General features: G+C 29.4%; 14 protein-coding genes. 10 read left to right on the top strand and 4 right to left on the bottom strand.

Going from position 1 to position 16,920, the window contains the following annotated elements; all coding sequences use genetic code 4:
* Positions 1-5: 5 nt before the first annotated feature.
* Positions 6-770: a hypothetical protein gene (locus GvMRE_RS10925; protein WP_147411280.1), complete on the bottom strand. Its 765-nt coding sequence runs from the start codon at positions 768-770 to the stop codon at positions 6-8.
* A gap of 251 nt (positions 771-1,021) precedes the next feature.
* Between GvMRE_RS10925 and GvMRE_RS10920 the strand changes: the two genes are divergently transcribed.
* The 9 genes from GvMRE_RS10920 to GvMRE_RS10880 all read left to right on the top strand — a co-directional run bounded on the left by GvMRE_RS10920 (position 1,022) and on the right by GvMRE_RS10880 (position 13,520).
* Complete coding sequence (locus GvMRE_RS10920; RefSeq protein WP_147411279.1) at positions 1,022-1,774, top strand: ABC transporter ATP-binding protein; 753 nt, start codon at positions 1,022-1,024, stop codon at positions 1,772-1,774.
* Between the two features lie 75 nt (positions 1,775-1,849).
* The gene (locus GvMRE_RS10915; protein WP_147411278.1) at positions 1,850-2,677 is read left to right on the top strand and encodes a hypothetical protein; all 828 of its coding nucleotides are present in this window, start codon (positions 1,850-1,852) and stop codon (positions 2,675-2,677) included.
* A gap of 21 nt (positions 2,678-2,698) precedes the next feature.
* Positions 2,699-3,448, top strand: a complete 750-nt coding sequence (gene truA, locus GvMRE_RS10910; protein WP_147411277.1) for a tRNA pseudouridine(38-40) synthase TruA — start codon at positions 2,699-2,701, stop codon at positions 3,446-3,448.
* 31 nt (positions 3,449-3,479) lie between these two features.
* Positions 3,480-4,511 carry a macro domain-containing protein gene (locus GvMRE_RS10905; RefSeq protein ID WP_147411276.1) on the top strand — a complete coding sequence of 344 codons (1,032 nt, stop codon included), beginning with the start codon at positions 3,480-3,482 and terminating at the stop codon, positions 4,509-4,511.
* 146 nt (positions 4,512-4,657) lie between these two features.
* A complete protein-coding gene (locus GvMRE_RS13965) occupies positions 4,658-4,768 on the top strand; it encodes a helix-turn-helix domain-containing protein (protein ID WP_281267985.1) in 111 nt (36 codons plus the stop codon).
* 590 nt (positions 4,769-5,358) lie between these two features.
* Positions 5,359-6,978: an ATP-binding cassette domain-containing protein gene (locus tag GvMRE_RS10895; protein ID WP_147411275.1), complete on the top strand. Its 1,620-nt coding sequence runs from the start codon at positions 5,359-5,361 to the stop codon at positions 6,976-6,978.
* Between the two features lie 67 nt (positions 6,979-7,045).
* Entirely contained in the window at positions 7,046-8,314 is a 1,269-nt protein-coding gene (locus GvMRE_RS13960) for a hypothetical protein (RefSeq protein WP_172575383.1), read from the top strand.
* 8 nt (positions 8,315-8,322) lie between these two features.
* Complete coding sequence (locus tag GvMRE_RS10885) at positions 8,323-13,050, top strand: hypothetical protein (protein WP_147411273.1); 4,728 nt, start codon at positions 8,323-8,325, stop codon at positions 13,048-13,050.
* A 275-nt stretch (positions 13,051-13,325) separates the two neighbouring features.
* On the top strand, positions 13,326-13,520 hold the full coding sequence (locus GvMRE_RS10880; protein ID WP_147411272.1) for a hypothetical protein: 195 nt from the start codon (positions 13,326-13,328) through the stop codon (positions 13,518-13,520).
* A gap of 601 nt (positions 13,521-14,121) precedes the next feature.
* Here GvMRE_RS10880 and GvMRE_RS10875 read toward each other — a convergent pair.
* Positions 14,122-14,517 carry a hypothetical protein gene (locus GvMRE_RS10875; protein ID WP_147411271.1) on the bottom strand — a complete coding sequence of 132 codons (396 nt, stop codon included), beginning with the start codon at positions 14,515-14,517 and terminating at the stop codon, positions 14,122-14,124.
* Between the two features lie 607 nt (positions 14,518-15,124).
* Between GvMRE_RS10875 and GvMRE_RS13955 the strand changes: the two genes are divergently transcribed.
* Positions 15,125-15,304 (top strand): hypothetical protein, encoded by a 180-nt coding sequence (locus GvMRE_RS13955; RefSeq protein WP_172575382.1) that lies wholly within the window; start codon positions 15,125-15,127, stop codon positions 15,302-15,304.
* Between the two features lie 891 nt (positions 15,305-16,195).
* On the opposite strand, the gene GvMRE_RS10870 is transcribed toward GvMRE_RS13955, so the two are convergent.
* The gene (locus GvMRE_RS10870; protein WP_147411270.1) at positions 16,196-16,426 is read right to left on the bottom strand and encodes a hypothetical protein; all 231 of its coding nucleotides are present in this window, start codon (positions 16,424-16,426) and stop codon (positions 16,196-16,198) included.
* Position 16,427: 1 nt separating this feature from the next.
* Positions 16,428-16,826: a hypothetical protein gene (locus GvMRE_RS10865; RefSeq protein ID WP_147411269.1), complete on the bottom strand. Its 399-nt coding sequence runs from the start codon at positions 16,824-16,826 to the stop codon at positions 16,428-16,430.
* Positions 16,827-16,920: the final 94 nt, after the last annotated feature.

Below are 16,920 nucleotides of genomic sequence, written 5' to 3'. Positions count from 1 at the left end.
TCAATTTAAAGAAGTGCTTGATAATCTTGATATTGAACTAAATACTTGTTTATTATCTCTTGAATGATATTTTTTTTTACGTTTAATGAATAAATATCTCCAGCATCATTCAAATCAATAAGCATGTCGAGAATCTTTAAAGAGTAATTTGATATTTTGAATCTGTTAAAAATTATTCCTTCTCCGGTGCTTCATAAAAGATAGATATTTTTGCCAGTGCAAAGATATTGAATAAGTAATTGAATCTCAAAAATTAATAAAGCAAAAGGACTAGCAAATAATTTTTCAAAGCTATCTAGACAAATATTATCCCGGCCAAATTTCAATTTGCTTGTTTTAATACTATTAGATTTCAACTCGACAACAAAATCGTAAAATTCTAAATCAATGTAAGTAGCTAATAATTTACCTTTATAGAAAACGTAATGAAGCTTTTCGCTGCCAATAAAGCGGCTAAGTTTTAATGATTTGTTTTTTTTTAAAAAATTAATTGTTTCATAAATTCTCTTGTCTAATTTATTTAACTTGACATTTTCTACTGAATCAACAAAAGGAGGATAAACACCATTTTCTACAAACCCCTGGATAATTTCATGAAAATTTTTGCCTCGCTCAGCTGCTTTGAGGAGAATATGTGTTGGTATTTCTTTATACTCTATTTCCCGCAAAATTTTAGTGAGAGTGCTAGCACTTAAAGCTTTTTTTTTATCATGATAAGGCCACAAAATACCTGTTTCAAGTTTTAATAATTGAATTTCTTTATTATCCATTTAAACTGTTTAAATCTTAAAAATTATAGAGTTCTTCAAAATTCTAATTCTAGTCATCACTTATTAAAAATTATTTTCATTAATGTCTTAATCATTCTTAAGTTTAATTTTAGTGAATATCATTAAACAATATTAGCTAGTCATAGTATAGGTTAAAAATTACGCATTTTGAAACTTGAAACTACAAAAGGAACAATAAATATTATCATTAAATGCTGTCCATACACCATTAAGAATAAAATACTATATATATGTTAGTAGAAAACATGGAATATGAAGTTAAAATTAGAAAAGCAAACAAAACTTTTGAAAACAAGGTAGTTTTAGAAGATGTTAGTTTTAGCGTTAATAAAGGTGATATTCACGGATTTATCGGTTCAAACGGAGCAGGTAAAACTACGATTATTAAAAGTTTAATGAATTTAGTAAAACTCAATTCTTTTGAAGAATTGAGTTTAGGTGAAGAAGAAGTTGGAAAAGATCAACTTATTAATCAAAAAGTTGGATTTATGGTTGAAAAATCTCCTTTTATGAATAGTTTGAAAGTGGGAGAATTTATTCATTTAGTAGGGCGATTACGGGATATTTCTTATTCAAAAATAGAAGAATATTTACAAAAATCAGAACTAAATAACTACCGAGAAAAAAAAATCGGAGAATTGTCAATGGGGTGAACTAAAATTTTACTCTATTTTGTGTCTGTAATACATAGTCCAAGAATTTTAGTGCTTGATGAACCAACTTCCGGTTTAGACCCTTCTCATCGAGCAATTCTGTTAAGGCAGCTAAAGAGATTTCAAGAACAAGGAGTAACTATTTTTATTTCTAGTCACATACTGTCTGACTTACAAAGATTGGCAAATTCTATAACTTTAATTGATAAAGGCAAAATAGTTTATACTGGAGAAAAAAAAGATGATATTGAAGAAATGTATAATAGATTAATTCTTAAGGAAGATAAGGAAAAAATTGCAAAGGAAGAGAGTTCAAAATCATGAATTTAGTAATAGTTTAACGACTATAATAAATAATAAAGAGATATATAAAATTAATAATAATAATATCTTAATACATAAACTATGGAACATCAAAAAATAAATTTATGAAACACTTTTAAATTTTATTTTAAGAAGATTTTTTTTAGCCTAGGGATGCTTATTCCTTTATCTCTTAATTTAATAATTATTGCTGCTGTTGTTGCTAACCAAACAACGACAAATACTCCGCCTAATTCTTCTGTTGATTTTAATGACTTTTTTATTACTGTTTCTTTCTTAGTTAAGGATAATCTTCTTTACTTATTTGTTCTACCATTATCTTGATCGATTGTGAAATTAGTTGAAGAATTATCTCACGCATCTGTAAGGTCTGGTATTGATGAATTTTTTATTTCCACCGAAATAAACAATAATCGTAAAAAATTTTTCTGAAAAAAACTATTTACCCTAGCTTTTTCTTTTTTTATTTTATATACAATTGCTTTCTCTGTACCTATTAATTTTGTTCTTAAAAATGCGCCTGCTTTTCAGGCTTTATCTCTACCCCAAAGTATTTCTTTTTTAGCTTTTCACTATTTAATCATTCCATTGTTTTTTATCCTCCCTTTATTAGTTTTAATTTTTGCTTTATCTTCTTTAGAATCTATCTTATATCCTATTATTAAATGATCTATTAAACTTGCACTTCTTATATCTTCTTTTATTTTAATTCCTATTTATAAAATTATAGAAAGCAGGTTTGAAGATCAAATTAAATCAGCTGGAAAACTTCTTAAATGGGCAAAAAACAATTGTTTAATCTCTATGTTAACAGTTGTAGTAACAACTATTTTCTTAGCTTCTCTCCTTTTATTTTTTTCCTATAAAAATTATCAAAAAAAAGATTTGTTATCTGACGAGAGTAAATAGATATTTTTTTTACAAAAAAGAATGTATTTTTACTTAATAACTATTGCCTACGACGGTAGTGATTTTACTGGATGAGCTAAACAACCTAATAAATTGACTATTCAAGAATGTATAGAAAATGTACTTAGCAGCATTTTTAAGCAGACGATTAGCGTTTTAGCGTCTAGTCGTACTGATAAAGGAGTTCACGCTTGTGATCAAAAATTTACCCTGCGTCTTACATTTAATATTAATAAAAAACAGTTATTTAATTTACTAAAAAACTCTCTTAAAAAATATGTTTTTGTTAAAAAAGTTGAAAAGGTAAGCTGTGATTTTCATCCTATTTATAATGTTTTAAGTAAAGAGTATCGCTATTTTATCAATGTAGGAAAATATAATTTTTTTCAAAAAAAATACTGCTGAGAATATAACAAATTACTTGAAGCCAAAAAAATAAATAATATTCTTCAAATTTTCCAAGGCAGACACGACTTTTTTAATTTTTCCTATTGTCGCTGGCAAGAGCGAGAAAAAACTAATACCGAAAGAGAAATTACTTCGCTAAAAAGTTGAAAAAGAGAAAATATCATTATCATTAGCATTACTGCTAAAAGTTTTTTGCGCTACCAAATCCGAGCCATAATCGGAGAAGTTATTAATTGCTATGAGGGAAAACAAACTATCGCTGACCTAAAAGAAAAAATGACTAATTTTGCGAAAAAGAATTACAAATATAAAAATATTGCCCCGGCAGCAGGTCTATATTTATGGAAAATTGATTGAAATTAAGTAAATAAATGCAATAATAAAAAAATTTACCATGAAACAAAAATTAAAATATTTCTTGTTAATGATGATCGGCAGCGTAGTAACAGCAGCTTTTTTATTCTGACTTTTAAGAAATAATAACTCACTTCACCCCCCTTATCGGAAAAAACGTCGAACAAATCCCCCGGTTGATGATTCTCTTGGCACCGAAAAATATGCGGCAATTGAAGTTACTCAAAAACATCAAAAACTTGAATATGGTTCTTCCATTGTTTCCGCAGCTGGAATTTCTGAAAAAGAATTTCTCGAAAATATTAGGGGAGAATGAAAATTTCTTCCGGCTGGTTCAGCTCTTCTAACTGACACTCTTGATGGCAACGACAACGGTTCATCTATTCTTAACAGCAAAGGAATAACCCACATTATTCATGCTGCACCAAATCCTAGAAGTAGTTTTTCTAACGACCAAGATTTTATTAATTGTGTAGTTAAATCAGTGCAAAATTCGATTATTATTGCTGACCAGTTAGCCAATAATCCGGATAAAGAAGTCGAAAAATTAGCCATTCCGTTAGTTGGTGGAGGTATCTATCTTGGTAATTGTGATCCACAAAAATTAGCTCAAGCTATAATCATTGGAGCCGTTCATCAATTAGAAAAAATGCCACATTTAAAAAAAATTATATTTATTGATTGAGGAGGAGATTATAAATATTTCTCAAAGTCCTTTGAGGCAGAATTGCAAGATTTATTTCATGATAACATAAAACATCCTTATTTAGTAATCAGATTAAAAAACAAACTAGATAAATGCGTTGTTTGCAAAGAAGGAGATATTCGCGATAAAAATCTCCATAGAGCCAGTGTTATCGTTAATGCGGCTAATGCCCAAGTCAAATTTGGTGACGGAGTTTCTGGAAAAATTGCCGAGCAAGTAGGAAACAAAAATAAAATAGACCAAGTCGCCGAAAGATTAATTAGGAAATTTAATAATGAATTTTTTATTTCCAGAAGTAAAGTTATATACACTAAAGAAGACGATAGTGACGATGAAGAATACTATACTGTATCAAGAATTAAGTAGGGGATGAATTACGACAAAAGGCTAATGAACTAGTTAGCCATTTGTTTAACGTCTTCTTGGCTAACTAATTGAGTATTTAAATATGAAGCGATAATTACCAAAGCCTTTAAATATCGTTTGTATCCTAATCAGCAACAAAAAGAAAAATTAGAAAAACTTTGGAAACTTGTCGGCTACTCTATAACGATTTTCTTGCTGAAAAGAGGGATAAATACGAAAAAGAGAAAGAGAAAATAACTTGTTCTGAGCATAATTAATTCTTTACTAATTAGGAAAGAAGCTAATCTTTTTTTAAAAGGAGTTCATTCTCAAGTTCTCCAAGATATAGTTCGATGAGTTAATAAGAGTTTTCAGAACTTCTTTCGGAGATTAAAAACCCAAGTAGACAAAGCTGGTTATTCGAGATTTAAACCATTTGGGAGATATGATAGTTTCACTTATCCCCAATCGGACTTCAATCTAAAACATAGTCAATTATTCCTTTCTCATTTAGATAAGATCGAAAGTTGAAGCATGCAAGTCAAATATGTGTAGCAATTGTGATGAATTGCTCTTATTGCAATTACCTAGATAATAGAGATATTATGCTGCCATAATATTCTAAAACGCGCAAAGGGATTGGGAACCAGCCTTCAAGAAGCATTTTCGCTGGAAGCTGTGTAGAATTAAGAAATAATTTCTGATTTGTTAGAAGACCCCCTCTACTTCTATAATTGGTGGGTAGTTCACTCTAATCAAAAAGTCATCAAAGACATAATAGTATAACAATGATACAGAGCCTTAAACAAAAATAAATGTTAGGATATCTTCTCTCTGCCAAAAATATGCTTATAAAATAACTATAAATATGAATTTTTTTTTAGTTTGTTTTTTTCTAGTTTTTTTGGCCTATTCATTTCTTGTTGGTTTAAATCGTAATTTTACTTTTCGAATAATTAAAAGAAAATTAATATGATGAATATTAGCTCACTGAGGAGCATCCATTCTGGCTCTACTTGGAAAATTTTTTTTGTTAACCGTTGGCACTTTGCAAATGTTTGAAGGGTTAAAAGTTGGAGGTAATTTTACCGAAAATTTAAAAATCATTCAAAATCGTACTTTTTCTTTTCCTTCGCCTTGGAAAAATTATAAATTAGGTTTAAATTTATTTATAGTTTGCTATCTAGTTGCGACTCTGATTTATACCCATTTAGCTTATCTTCACATGTATTTAGGATATACTCTAGAGGACAAAATTCGGGAGCAATTAATTAAAATTTCCCTGGCCCGTTACGTCAAACTTCCTTACTTAGAAGCTCAAGCAGTGAAAAACCGACTGCGCAATATTCTTTTGTTAGATATTCCACTGATAAGCTTGTATTTTGCTGGTGGCAACAAAGGGCAAAATTTTAACCAAATCTTTTATCAAGGAGCTGATACTTTAGTTACTCTCGGGTTAACTGTTATAACCCTGCGAGATAAAGTTAAATCAGACAAATTATGAAAAGGTGTTTTGATAGTGTTTGGAACGGTCTTTTTTACTCTATTTTTGGTTACTTTATTACAATGGTTAATAACAAAGAAAGAAAAAAAGTTCAAGCAATCATCGGACCAAGAAAATCAAAAAATCGATAATCTATTAGATAATATTGAACTACTAAAAAAGAAGGAATTAAGCGGAGTTTTCTTAAAAGAAGTTGGTCAAATAGTAAAAAATAATACCAAAAGACGAATTAAAGACAAATTTTTAATTGTGGCTAATGGAATCTATCCAAATCATTTTCTGCCTCGAGCAGCTGGAGTAGTTCTATTTTTTTTTACTTTAAACTTTGAAGCCACTAAATTAATAAATGATGCTCTTAAACAATTAAAAAGTGTTTTAACTGCTACCTGAGATCTGCCTGGCGTTCTTGCTTCCAATCATCGTTTTTTTGACTTTTACCAGATGACTGTTTCTTGACTAAAAGATAAAAAGATTAGTTTTCGTCTTTTAGAGCTTATTCAAAAAATCGAATTAAAAGATGTTTGTTTTCGCTATCCTAGCCAAAAAAAATATCTTTTGAAAAACTTTAACAAAATAATTATAGCAGGAGAAATCACTGAATTAGAGGGACGAAATGGTACCGGCAAATCTACTATTATTTTGCTCATTTTAGGACTATTGAAGCCACAAAAAGGACAAATTATCATTAATAATCGCTATAATTTACAGGAAATCGATTTAGAATACTGACGCAAGCAAATTGCCTACTCCTCTAATCATACTTTGTTAAAAAAAGGTTCTGAAGGAGAAAAACAAATTCAAGAATTAGAAGATGTTATCACGAAAGATAATTACGCTTCTTATGACAATGAAAGAGGCAGCAAAGTCTTAATTTTAGACGAAGCATGAAACTCCATGGATAAAAACAATCGCGGACAATGAAAAAGAAAAGTGAAAAAATTAACTAAGGATAAAAAAATCATTACTATCATTATTGAGCACTAAAATATTCTTATACAAGTATCAATAATTATCACCATATTTAACGTTAATAACTTTTAATAATGTAATAATGACAACGCTACAACAATATTTAGACAATAAATATAAAACTAAAGAAGAAAGAAAAAAAGTTAAAGAGATTGATGTTTTAGAAATAAATAAAGAATTAGAAACTTGAAGCAGAGCTGAATGTACATGAGTTGTTGATAAACTGCTAGAAGGAGGAGAATTAGATTTAAGTGAATATGTAAATTTAGAGCATTTACTTTTAGACAATCATTCTTTGACTGGATCAAAATGATTAAGGACTCCATTTACTAAATTGACTTTGGGAGTAAAAAAACACCTTAAACGTTTTAAGGGTTGAGATAATATAAGGACTGGTGAATTGGATTTAAGTGGTTGTTCTATTTTTTTATATTTTGATTGTAGAGAAAACTCTCTAACCAAAATAATTTATCCTAATAATGATCCTCAAGGATGAGTTCAAAAGCAATGAAATGATAGTCGAAAACCTCTTTTTTCAGAACTAGAAAAATTGATTGATATTTCTGATTTAGATGAATGGATATTTAATTATGATTTTAACAAAGTGGGAGATTTTGAATATCATAAAATTTGTGGAAAAGAACGTCATTTTAATTGTCTTGATAGTGTTTCTATTTATAATTTGGGCAAAAAAGTGACTGCTCGAAATTTAATTGTTTTGTCTCGCTTACTAACTGATGAGAAAGAATTTAAAAAGGGCAAATTGAAATCTTACGAGAAGAAAATTAATGAGTTTGCTGAAAGAGAATTGTCGTTTTTCGAAGAAATGACTCTTAGCAAAAATTGAACTGAAGAAGAAAAGAAGGAAGTAGTTGATAAAATTTTAAGTGGCGATAGAGAATTACTAGAACGATTGCAAGATCTCCCTTATCTAAGTAAAGAATTTCAATTTTCTAGTACTCAGTATTTTTGAACAAGAATCGAAGACTTAGAAAAAAAAAGTACCAATCTAAAAGATGAATTAGCAATGGAACGAGAAGAAGCCGAAAAAATGCAAAAACAAATGGACGAATTTTATCGTAAAAACATACCCGAGCTAAAAACAACTCTTGCCGGGTTTAGTCAGAATATTTTACAACTTAATGTGGAAAATAAGAGACTGAAAGAAAAAAATAAAAGATTAAAAAGAGAGTCAAATTCCAGGCTCGACAACAATCCCCTAAATAAAGAATGAAGAGAAAGACAAATCAAAAAAATCACTGAACAAAAGGATCAAAAGATTAAAGAGCTCAAAGAACTAGAGGAGAAGCTAAATGATTTAACTATAAATCAAATATTAATCGAAAAGTAAATAATATTATGGTAACAAAAGTAGAATTACAAGAAATAAAAAGAGGAATAAAGGATGAAATTTATAAAAGTAAAAGAATTTTGAAAAACAAAGATGATTTTATACGAGAAAAGATAACAAAATTAGAAAATTGAGCAAAAAAATTAGACAAACATGATATAGATTCTATTGACGATTTGTTGGGCGAAGATATTGGCGATGAATTAAAAGAAACAAGACGACAAATAGATTTTAGAATTGCTCTTTTAAACAGAGAGGTTTTAATCGATGATTATAAACAAACCGAACTAATAATCCAAGAAATGATGAAAATTGATGAGTGAAATGAAGCGAGTCAAGAAAACCGAGACCTTTCTCGAAAACAAGCTCAAAATATTAGAGAATTTGGAGAATTATTGAAAGGATTTGAATATAAAGGAGAGCCTTTGATCAAGCACGAACTAGTTTTAGATGATCATGGTGATGTAATTTCTGGAAGTTTTAAGTATAATCTAACTGTTTTAAAAGATTTCTTAAATAATTATACTTTTGTTAATACTCAACTAAAAGACGCTAAGGAACAAACAAAGTCCTTACAAGATAGTTTAAATAAGAGCAAACAATTATTGACTAATCAGTTGCTTGATTGAGGAGAAGAAGAGGAAGGTAACGAATTTGAAATAGTAAGAGATATTGCTGAATTAGATGAAGAAATAAGAGAATTAAAAAAAAAACTAGCTAGAATTGAAGAAGAAAAAAAATTGTGAAAAGAAAATGCTCAAGAACTAGGAAAACAATTAGGAGAATTACAAGTTGAACTCAATCGAGTTGAGCTTAATAGCAAAATCATAGATACTACTAATATTGAAGAAGCGACTTTAGATATAATAAAACAAAGAGAACAATATTACCGAGACTTTCTTGTCAAAAAAGCAGAAGCTAAAGAATGATTAGATTGAATAGTGACTAAAGTAGGAAGAGTGGAAAATGAACAGAATCGTGATTATAGATCTGAAACCGAAGCTCGTTTGCAAGATTGAAAGGATGATGCTGAGAAATGAAGAAGTTCAAAAGAGAAAATTAAACAACTTCCTGACAAAATAGGATTAAAATTGGATAAAATATCAACTTTTGATAGACCTAAAAACGGCAATTTACTTAGTTGAGCATTTTGATATGAGGAAGTAGGAAAGATTACTTGTTTAAAAGATATTATTTTTGATTTAGATGAGGAAGGAAATTTAGCCAAGATTAATGAAAATAAAGTAACTGAGTTATTAAAAAGACAAACACAAACAGCTGAGGGATCAACTGAAAATTTTAATCAAAACTTAAACAATACTCTAGTTCAATCTCGACCTAATTCACCAACTCAAGCTGAGGACCCTTTAAAAGTTGCTAAACAATTTTGAATTGTATTTATCAAGGATTTAAAAAAGCAAAAAGAAGTTGCTACCAGACAGCTGAGAATTCAAAAGGGTAGTGACGATGAAAGTTATTGAAAAAGTAAAATAAGAGAAAAACAAAGTTTAAAGGAAGTTCAGAAGTTAGCTGAAGAAATTTGTTCTAACATTCTTACTACAGCTAAAGTTAATTTTGCTCAAACTACTAGGGGAATTTTAAATATGCTTGCTGTCAAAAATAGAAATATTTATGAAGAATATCGCAAAGCTGTTAAAGCTGTTATAGTTACTTTTAATTCTAATTATCAAAATTGGGAAAATGAACTAACTGAATTAAATCAATCTAAAGAATCTGTTGAACTAGCCGAAACTTTGCTAGGGGTCAAGTTATCTGAAATAGGGTATTATTTGCATAACTATTACAATCTGCCTCGACTATTTTACTGAAGTGTAGAAAACGATAAGATAATTAATCAGTTACCAACTATTTTTAAAACTAATAAGCAAGGAGGATTTATTGGAGTAGATGAAGAAAGATTAACCCAAGTAGCTGAATTGGTAAAAAATACCAATGAGGATGATGTCAAATTAAACGAGGCTGAAAAGCAACTTCACGAAAAAGTAAACAAAAACGAATCTTTAAGTGGTGGAGTTTTCTTTAAAACTCCTGAAATATTACGTTTTTGAAATTGGAGCGAAGAAGATGAAAAAGTAAAGGATAAACGATTTCAAGAAGTAAAAGTCCAATATCCAAACCTATTCAAATACTTGTGAGCCCTTTTGGATTATGCTGTTCATCATAAAAAAAGTGATGAAAAGATTAAACATCTAGAAGCTCAGCTGTCAGAAAAAGATATAGCTACAAACGAAAAAGCTAAAAATAAACCTGAGGAAAGAATTTCAATTAATAATTTGAGAACCCAATCTGATACTATTCAAGATGGATGGGAAATAATAGCAGATAAAGCTGATGAGTCAGATAGATATAAAGAATCTATTAATGAACTATTAAGAATGGTGAGATATGAAAAAACTGAAAATGATGTTGAATTAGATACTGATAATCTTTACTTTTCTGATTTAAGAAATAACTGGCCTAAACATAGCAACGATAAAGTGGTTAGTTTCAGAGTTTTATTTAAGGCTCGAGAATTATTAAATTCCATCAACCAAGAATTAAAACTAACCTACAAAACGGAGGATAATATTACTTTATTAGATGATGATAAGATAAATCATATTAAACAATTGTTAAAACTAGAAGAGAATGGTGACTTAGTTAAACAAATAGAAATTTTAACTTCTTCCTTAAAGAAAAGCGTAGAGCAGAACATAAAGGATCAAACTAAAGACAAAGAAAATGAAGATAAAAATATTCGTTTAGAGGAACAAATTGATCAGCAAGAATTAACCATTAAAGAACTATTAACTCTTGTTAATGATCTGAATTACGAACTTAGGTGAACCATTTCCTCACGAAATCGGGCTACTGTAAATAACAATGAATTGAATGAACAGGTGGCAGAATTAAGAGATGTCCTAACTGATCAAAACAATAATCAGATTCAATCATCAGACGATCTAAAGAATTCCCAAGCCTCAGAAAAAAGATTATGAGAAATCTCCAATATTTTATCCCAAGAAAATAGTCGACTAAATAAGGATAATAAAAAATTAGAAAAGCAAGTTCAATATTTAGTGGCTGAAAAAGCAGAGACCTATGATGAAATAGAAGAGAATCATTTGGCCAACTGAAGATATGCTGAATTATTAGTCGAAAAAGAAGACCTAGAAAAAGCTCTCGATGACCGCATTAGAGAAAGAGATAATCGTCCTGATATCACTATTGAAGAATATAATCGGCTAAGTCAAGAAAATGATGAATTAAGCAAAAACATGATTACTCTTAATGAAGCCATGCAAGGTCTTGAGGAGCAGGTGCAAAACTTTGAACAACTGATAGTAGATGAAACAGAACTTATTGATGTCGAAAGTTCTTATGGCGACAGTGAATCTAGCGATGAGGAAACTATTGATGATAAACAATCTTGAACTGAATGAAGTAAAGAAAAAGTTGATAATTCTGTCAAAGATGTCAAAAGAATGTTTAGAAATCCAAAGCGAACTATGAAGTTAGCAACTGGTGTTGCTCTAAAAGCAGGAGAAGTGCTGGCATATGCTGGAACTGGTTATATGGCAAGAAATTACCAAGCAACAAATAGTTTAAGTTTTAATAACCCTCATCAAGGAATAGAACCCAATCTTGCTCACAATATTACTATGGAAGATATTAATTATCTAAGAGGTAATTTAACCGAAAGTTGAAATAACAATACCAGATTAGCGAATTATTACACCTTTACTCAGCATGAACTTAACCAAACCCAATTAATAAATGCTGAACTACTTAAATCCTTAAATAGTCTTTATCGAACTAACCAAGACAAAAGTAGTGAAATAACTAAATTGGCTGAAAATGTTCAAGAGAAAGAATTCCAAATAGGTAAATTAGTTGAACAATTGAAAGATAATCAGCAACAAAAATCATGAAGTAGCTGAGCATTAGAATTCGCTGGTGTTGCTGCTTTTATTGGTTATAACGAAAAAAGAGAGGAAGTTAACAAACTTCAAGAACAAATAGATAACCATAATTGTGTTGGTTGTCATTTAGCCCTTCATAATGATTATAATAGTAGATTAATTGAAAGTGATGAATTTAGAAGAATAAGCGCTAAACTAAGTGGTAAAATAAGTGATAGTGAATTACAAGACCTATTAGATAAAATCCCAAGTTGCTCCCACATTGATTACGAAACTATTAAACAAGCTCTAGCAGATGAACGAGAAAAACTAACTAAACAAAAAGAACACTATAACAAAGAAAAACAAGAAGTTGAAATGAGAATCATTAACAAGATTATTACCGACCTTGAACTCTCCACTGAAAGAGAGAGAGAAAACGCATTAGAGTTAGTAATTCAAGAAATCAGGAACAAAATAACTCCGCCTACTGATGATAAAGATAAAGTTATTCATGATTTACAAGAACAAATGAATAATTCGAAAAAACCAAGTACTAGAATAGTTAACAAAGTTATTGAATCAGGAAAAAATATAAACATCAGTAATAGTGAATTTATCAAGAAAGTCAATGAAGCCTGTGATTACGATGAGCTAGTACAAGTTTATAATTCCGAGGTTGAAAATAGGTTAGAGATAGTGGCTCAAGAAAAGCAGAATATTATCGTTCTAAGTTCTGTTCTTAGCTCTATAAGCATTGGTAGTTCAATTATTTTAGCATATCGTATCTGAAATATTAGCAATATAAGTAAAAAAAAACTAACAGCTTTTTAAATGCTTCATTTTTTCAATGCTAGCGTGGTTAATCGCAGGTCTTGGCAAGGTTACTATGTGATACCATATTTAAATGATACATTAAACAATTCACATAGTAACCAAGTTTTAAGCCAAATTGTGGAATTTATTTTCCACTCACAATGCAAATAACGCTAAATTAACAATAATTTAATACCAAAATAAAATCACAAACATATAAACATGATGATGAAAAATAAAGATGCAAACGAATTAAGACACCAAAATAAAAAAGTTACAAATATAAAATTAACATGAAAGGCATTATAGAAGTAACTAGAATAACAGCAGCAACTTTTTTGGCAGCAGGTTCTGTGCTCAACGTAATATATGGACCGCAAACATATGAGAGTTATTTTGAAGAGCAAGTTACGCCTGAAATTATAATTTGTTTCGATATAGATGGAGTTGGTAGAATTCCTCTTGAGGAAGAACAGTTTGATGAATAACAGTGTCAAGTTAAAATCCTCCGACCTTTCTGGACCGAGAAATAAATAATTACTCTCACCAACTAAAAACTTTTTTATATGTGGCAGAATCGACCTGAGATACCAAAAAAGACGCAAAACTCTTTTAAGAAAAAGAAAAGAGAGAAAAGGTAAAAAGTAGTTAAACTCAATTATTTTTTCTCTTGTTTTGCTATAATTTTCTTCGTCTTTTGGTCTTTGACAAGTTCTATCTTTGGAATATTTTTTGTCTAATCATGTTTGGGCATTTACCAATCATCACACCGAAATAGATTATAGTAATTGAGCCGAAGGGTTTATTGATTAAAAAAACGAGAGTGGATAATAAACAGTGTTGATCTCATGATGAAAATAACTAAAAACTATCTAGACTGGACATATTTGATGAATCAATTAATAAAATTTCGCTAATTATACTCGTTACATTTAGAAAGATTCAAATTTAATTGTTTTAGTTTATTACTTTTTATGATAAGTAAATAATTATTTTGCTTTAATGCAAATCTGTTGTATTCTAAATATATTCTAATATAGATAAAAAATAGAAACTAGTTAGGTAAATTGATTAATTGAAAACTTCTGTTTATTTTTCTTTGTTTTCAGGTTTGCGATTATCATATGGATGTGTGTGACCATTCATGTGACCAAGTAAGCAAACTACTTTGTCATTTGTGCCGAAGTAATAGGAACAACGAGAACCACTACAACTGCCAAAAAACTCATTTCCGTTTAAGCGACAAGAGACTCTCTTAGTAATGCAATTTTTAGCAGTGTTAATATCTGGACATCCCATGACTGAGTTTGGATCATTTACGCAATTAAAAAAATCATCACCTCCCTCATCAGAAAAATAATTAGGATAATCATTCCCAGGATGAAAAACTGGAACTGAGCAATGTCCAAAAGGCGGACCATCATCATCAGCTACTACCCAACCTAAAAACAAAAATAAAGAATAGTAAATTATAGTTTTATTCATAAAACTATAATTATTTGCAAGCTACTCACTTGCAATCATTAAATTAATCAAAATTAAGCTAGTTACTGAATAAATTTTCATTTTTTAGGTAAATTAATAAAAATGTTAACAAAAACAGCGTATTTATTATCACAATGTAACAATAGCTGAAACTGCTTATTGTTCTAAAATGTAAGTAAAAAATATTCAAATAGTTAGAAAGAGAATTTTAAAAAGCATAAAGAACGGGACTCTCATTAAAGACACAAAACAATATTGTCTAATAAATCCTTATCGTCAAATTTTTGGCTCGAAAGCACAGAAACTTATCAGGTTTTAGTGAAAGAAATAAATAACAAAACGGAAATTAATTATTAAAATAGTAGTATTTTAATTTTTCCTTGAGTTTTTGCTCTGATTATCTAAGTAAAATGATTGAAGCTGAGTTCTTAAAAGTGACTGACATTCTATCGATAGACTAAATATGCTTAGTAGAAACTGAAAGAACGACGAAAAAGGAAGTTTAATCTTCAGCTAAGAATTTATGAAAATCTTGCTTAGATACTTTGCTTGATTTCTGCTAAGTCATTCAATATATTTTTGGGTGATTACAGGAGTTGTCTTGTCATTGAATAAAATATCAACTGAATTAAGAGAAAAGCTAAAAAATTCTCAGGAAAAAATTAATTTTCTTCGAGAAAACAAAAAAAGAGTTGAATGAGCTATTATCGCGGGATGAAAAAGACCAAATATAGCAGGGCCTTGAAAGATGATGAGAGGAGTTGATGATAGCCCGATTAGTTGGTAATTCATGTTTTTTCAAAAGACATGTCAAAAAAAACCTTTTCTTCTGAATCCTTGATAACATCCCTCAGTGAAAAAAAATCCGCCAGCATCTCTGCAAGATTAAAAGCGATAATTAAATTGGAAGTTTGTCCCGATAGAAAGGATGTTTTTTTACTAAAGAATAGCCATATTATTTTTATTGTTTATAATGATTTAAATAACTATGTTTCATACTGCCCTATTTTTGTATTTTGGACCTTACCGATTTTTTTTGTTGCTTTTCATTAGTAATTAGTTAACAATACAAAAAAGTAATTTTATTGTTATAGATTATTAAGAACAATTAATTACTTAATTGTTCTTAAATTAGAATTGTTCTAGCAACATTTTTGTTGTCCTGATTATTAAAATATCTCTGTCATACTGAATCATAAAGCTTAATTAGTAATAAAATACTTTATTTATTCATAAAACTATCGTGAAAAATAAAAAACATGGTAAAAAAATAGTCAAAGACTAAGAAAGAAAAAAAATAAAGAATTAACTCTTAATTTCTGTAGAAACAAAAAATTCATCAATGCCAGACTTTTCCAACTAAATTAACAACCAATCAAGATTAATTACAACTACAACCTAAATCTCGTGCAAGATTACGGGTTTCTATACTAAGTTTAAAAAAATTGTCGCTTGCAAGATATCCTGTTTCTGGGGTTAGATTATTAATTTTAAATGTTTCAGCTTCAATTCCATTAAGCACACCTTTTAACTTTTCAAGATTTTCACAAAAGCTGTCCAAATCTCTAATCATTGCATTCAACAAACATATAACCATGGCTTCGACAACGATAACGATAGCTAGAACAACAATTGCCTAAAAATTACAATGAAAAAAATAAGCCTGTATATCATTTTATTAATGGCTAAGTGGAATTAAACTACTTACAATGATTAAAGCACCAATGGGAGAAACAATAGAGCTTATGAGAGCGAATCCTAATCCTATAATCGTTGCTGCTGATTTTGCTGCTGATTTTGCCATTTCTTTGTTTCTTTCATGAGCCAGCTTCTGTTCAAAAATACCGTCTTTCAGGATTTTGATTTTTTCTCTCAACTTATCAACAAGCTTAATGAGATTGATAATCATACTATCACCTTAAAAACATATTTGTTTTGTAAATAAATAGCGTAATTTGAATAACTTTAAGACAATAAAAATTACCTGTACTAATCTTTTCACTCCTCTGGATTCTTTCGCCTAAATTTTTTAGCTCTGAACTCACTTTGTTCAAAAGTGAACAAAAATTTTCATCAGGAGGACCACTATTGTTCCCGCCGTGGTAGACAGAAACACCAGATCTTTCAAAAAAGCTACTTAACCTGGATACATCTAAAGAGGCTGCTTTGCAAACTACATTAAGTTTTTCAAATGATGACTCATGGTAATAGACCTTCTGTGCAGAATTACAAACTTTATAAGTTGCTTTCTCTTCTTCCTCGCTTTCGCGTCCCCAGTCGAATACACTTTTAAGTTGACTAGCTGCCATGCTTTTTAAAATAAACACATTAAAATCAGTAACAAGTTTAAAAAATAATCAATGTGAATAAATTTAATAGACTTACATTATTGGTCTTTTTTTT

It is taken from the genome of endosymbiont GvMRE of Glomus versiforme (assembly GCF_003546845.1).
The sequence above is the reverse complement of the archived record's forward strand: the minus strand, read 5'-3'. Positions and strand labels throughout refer to the sequence as shown.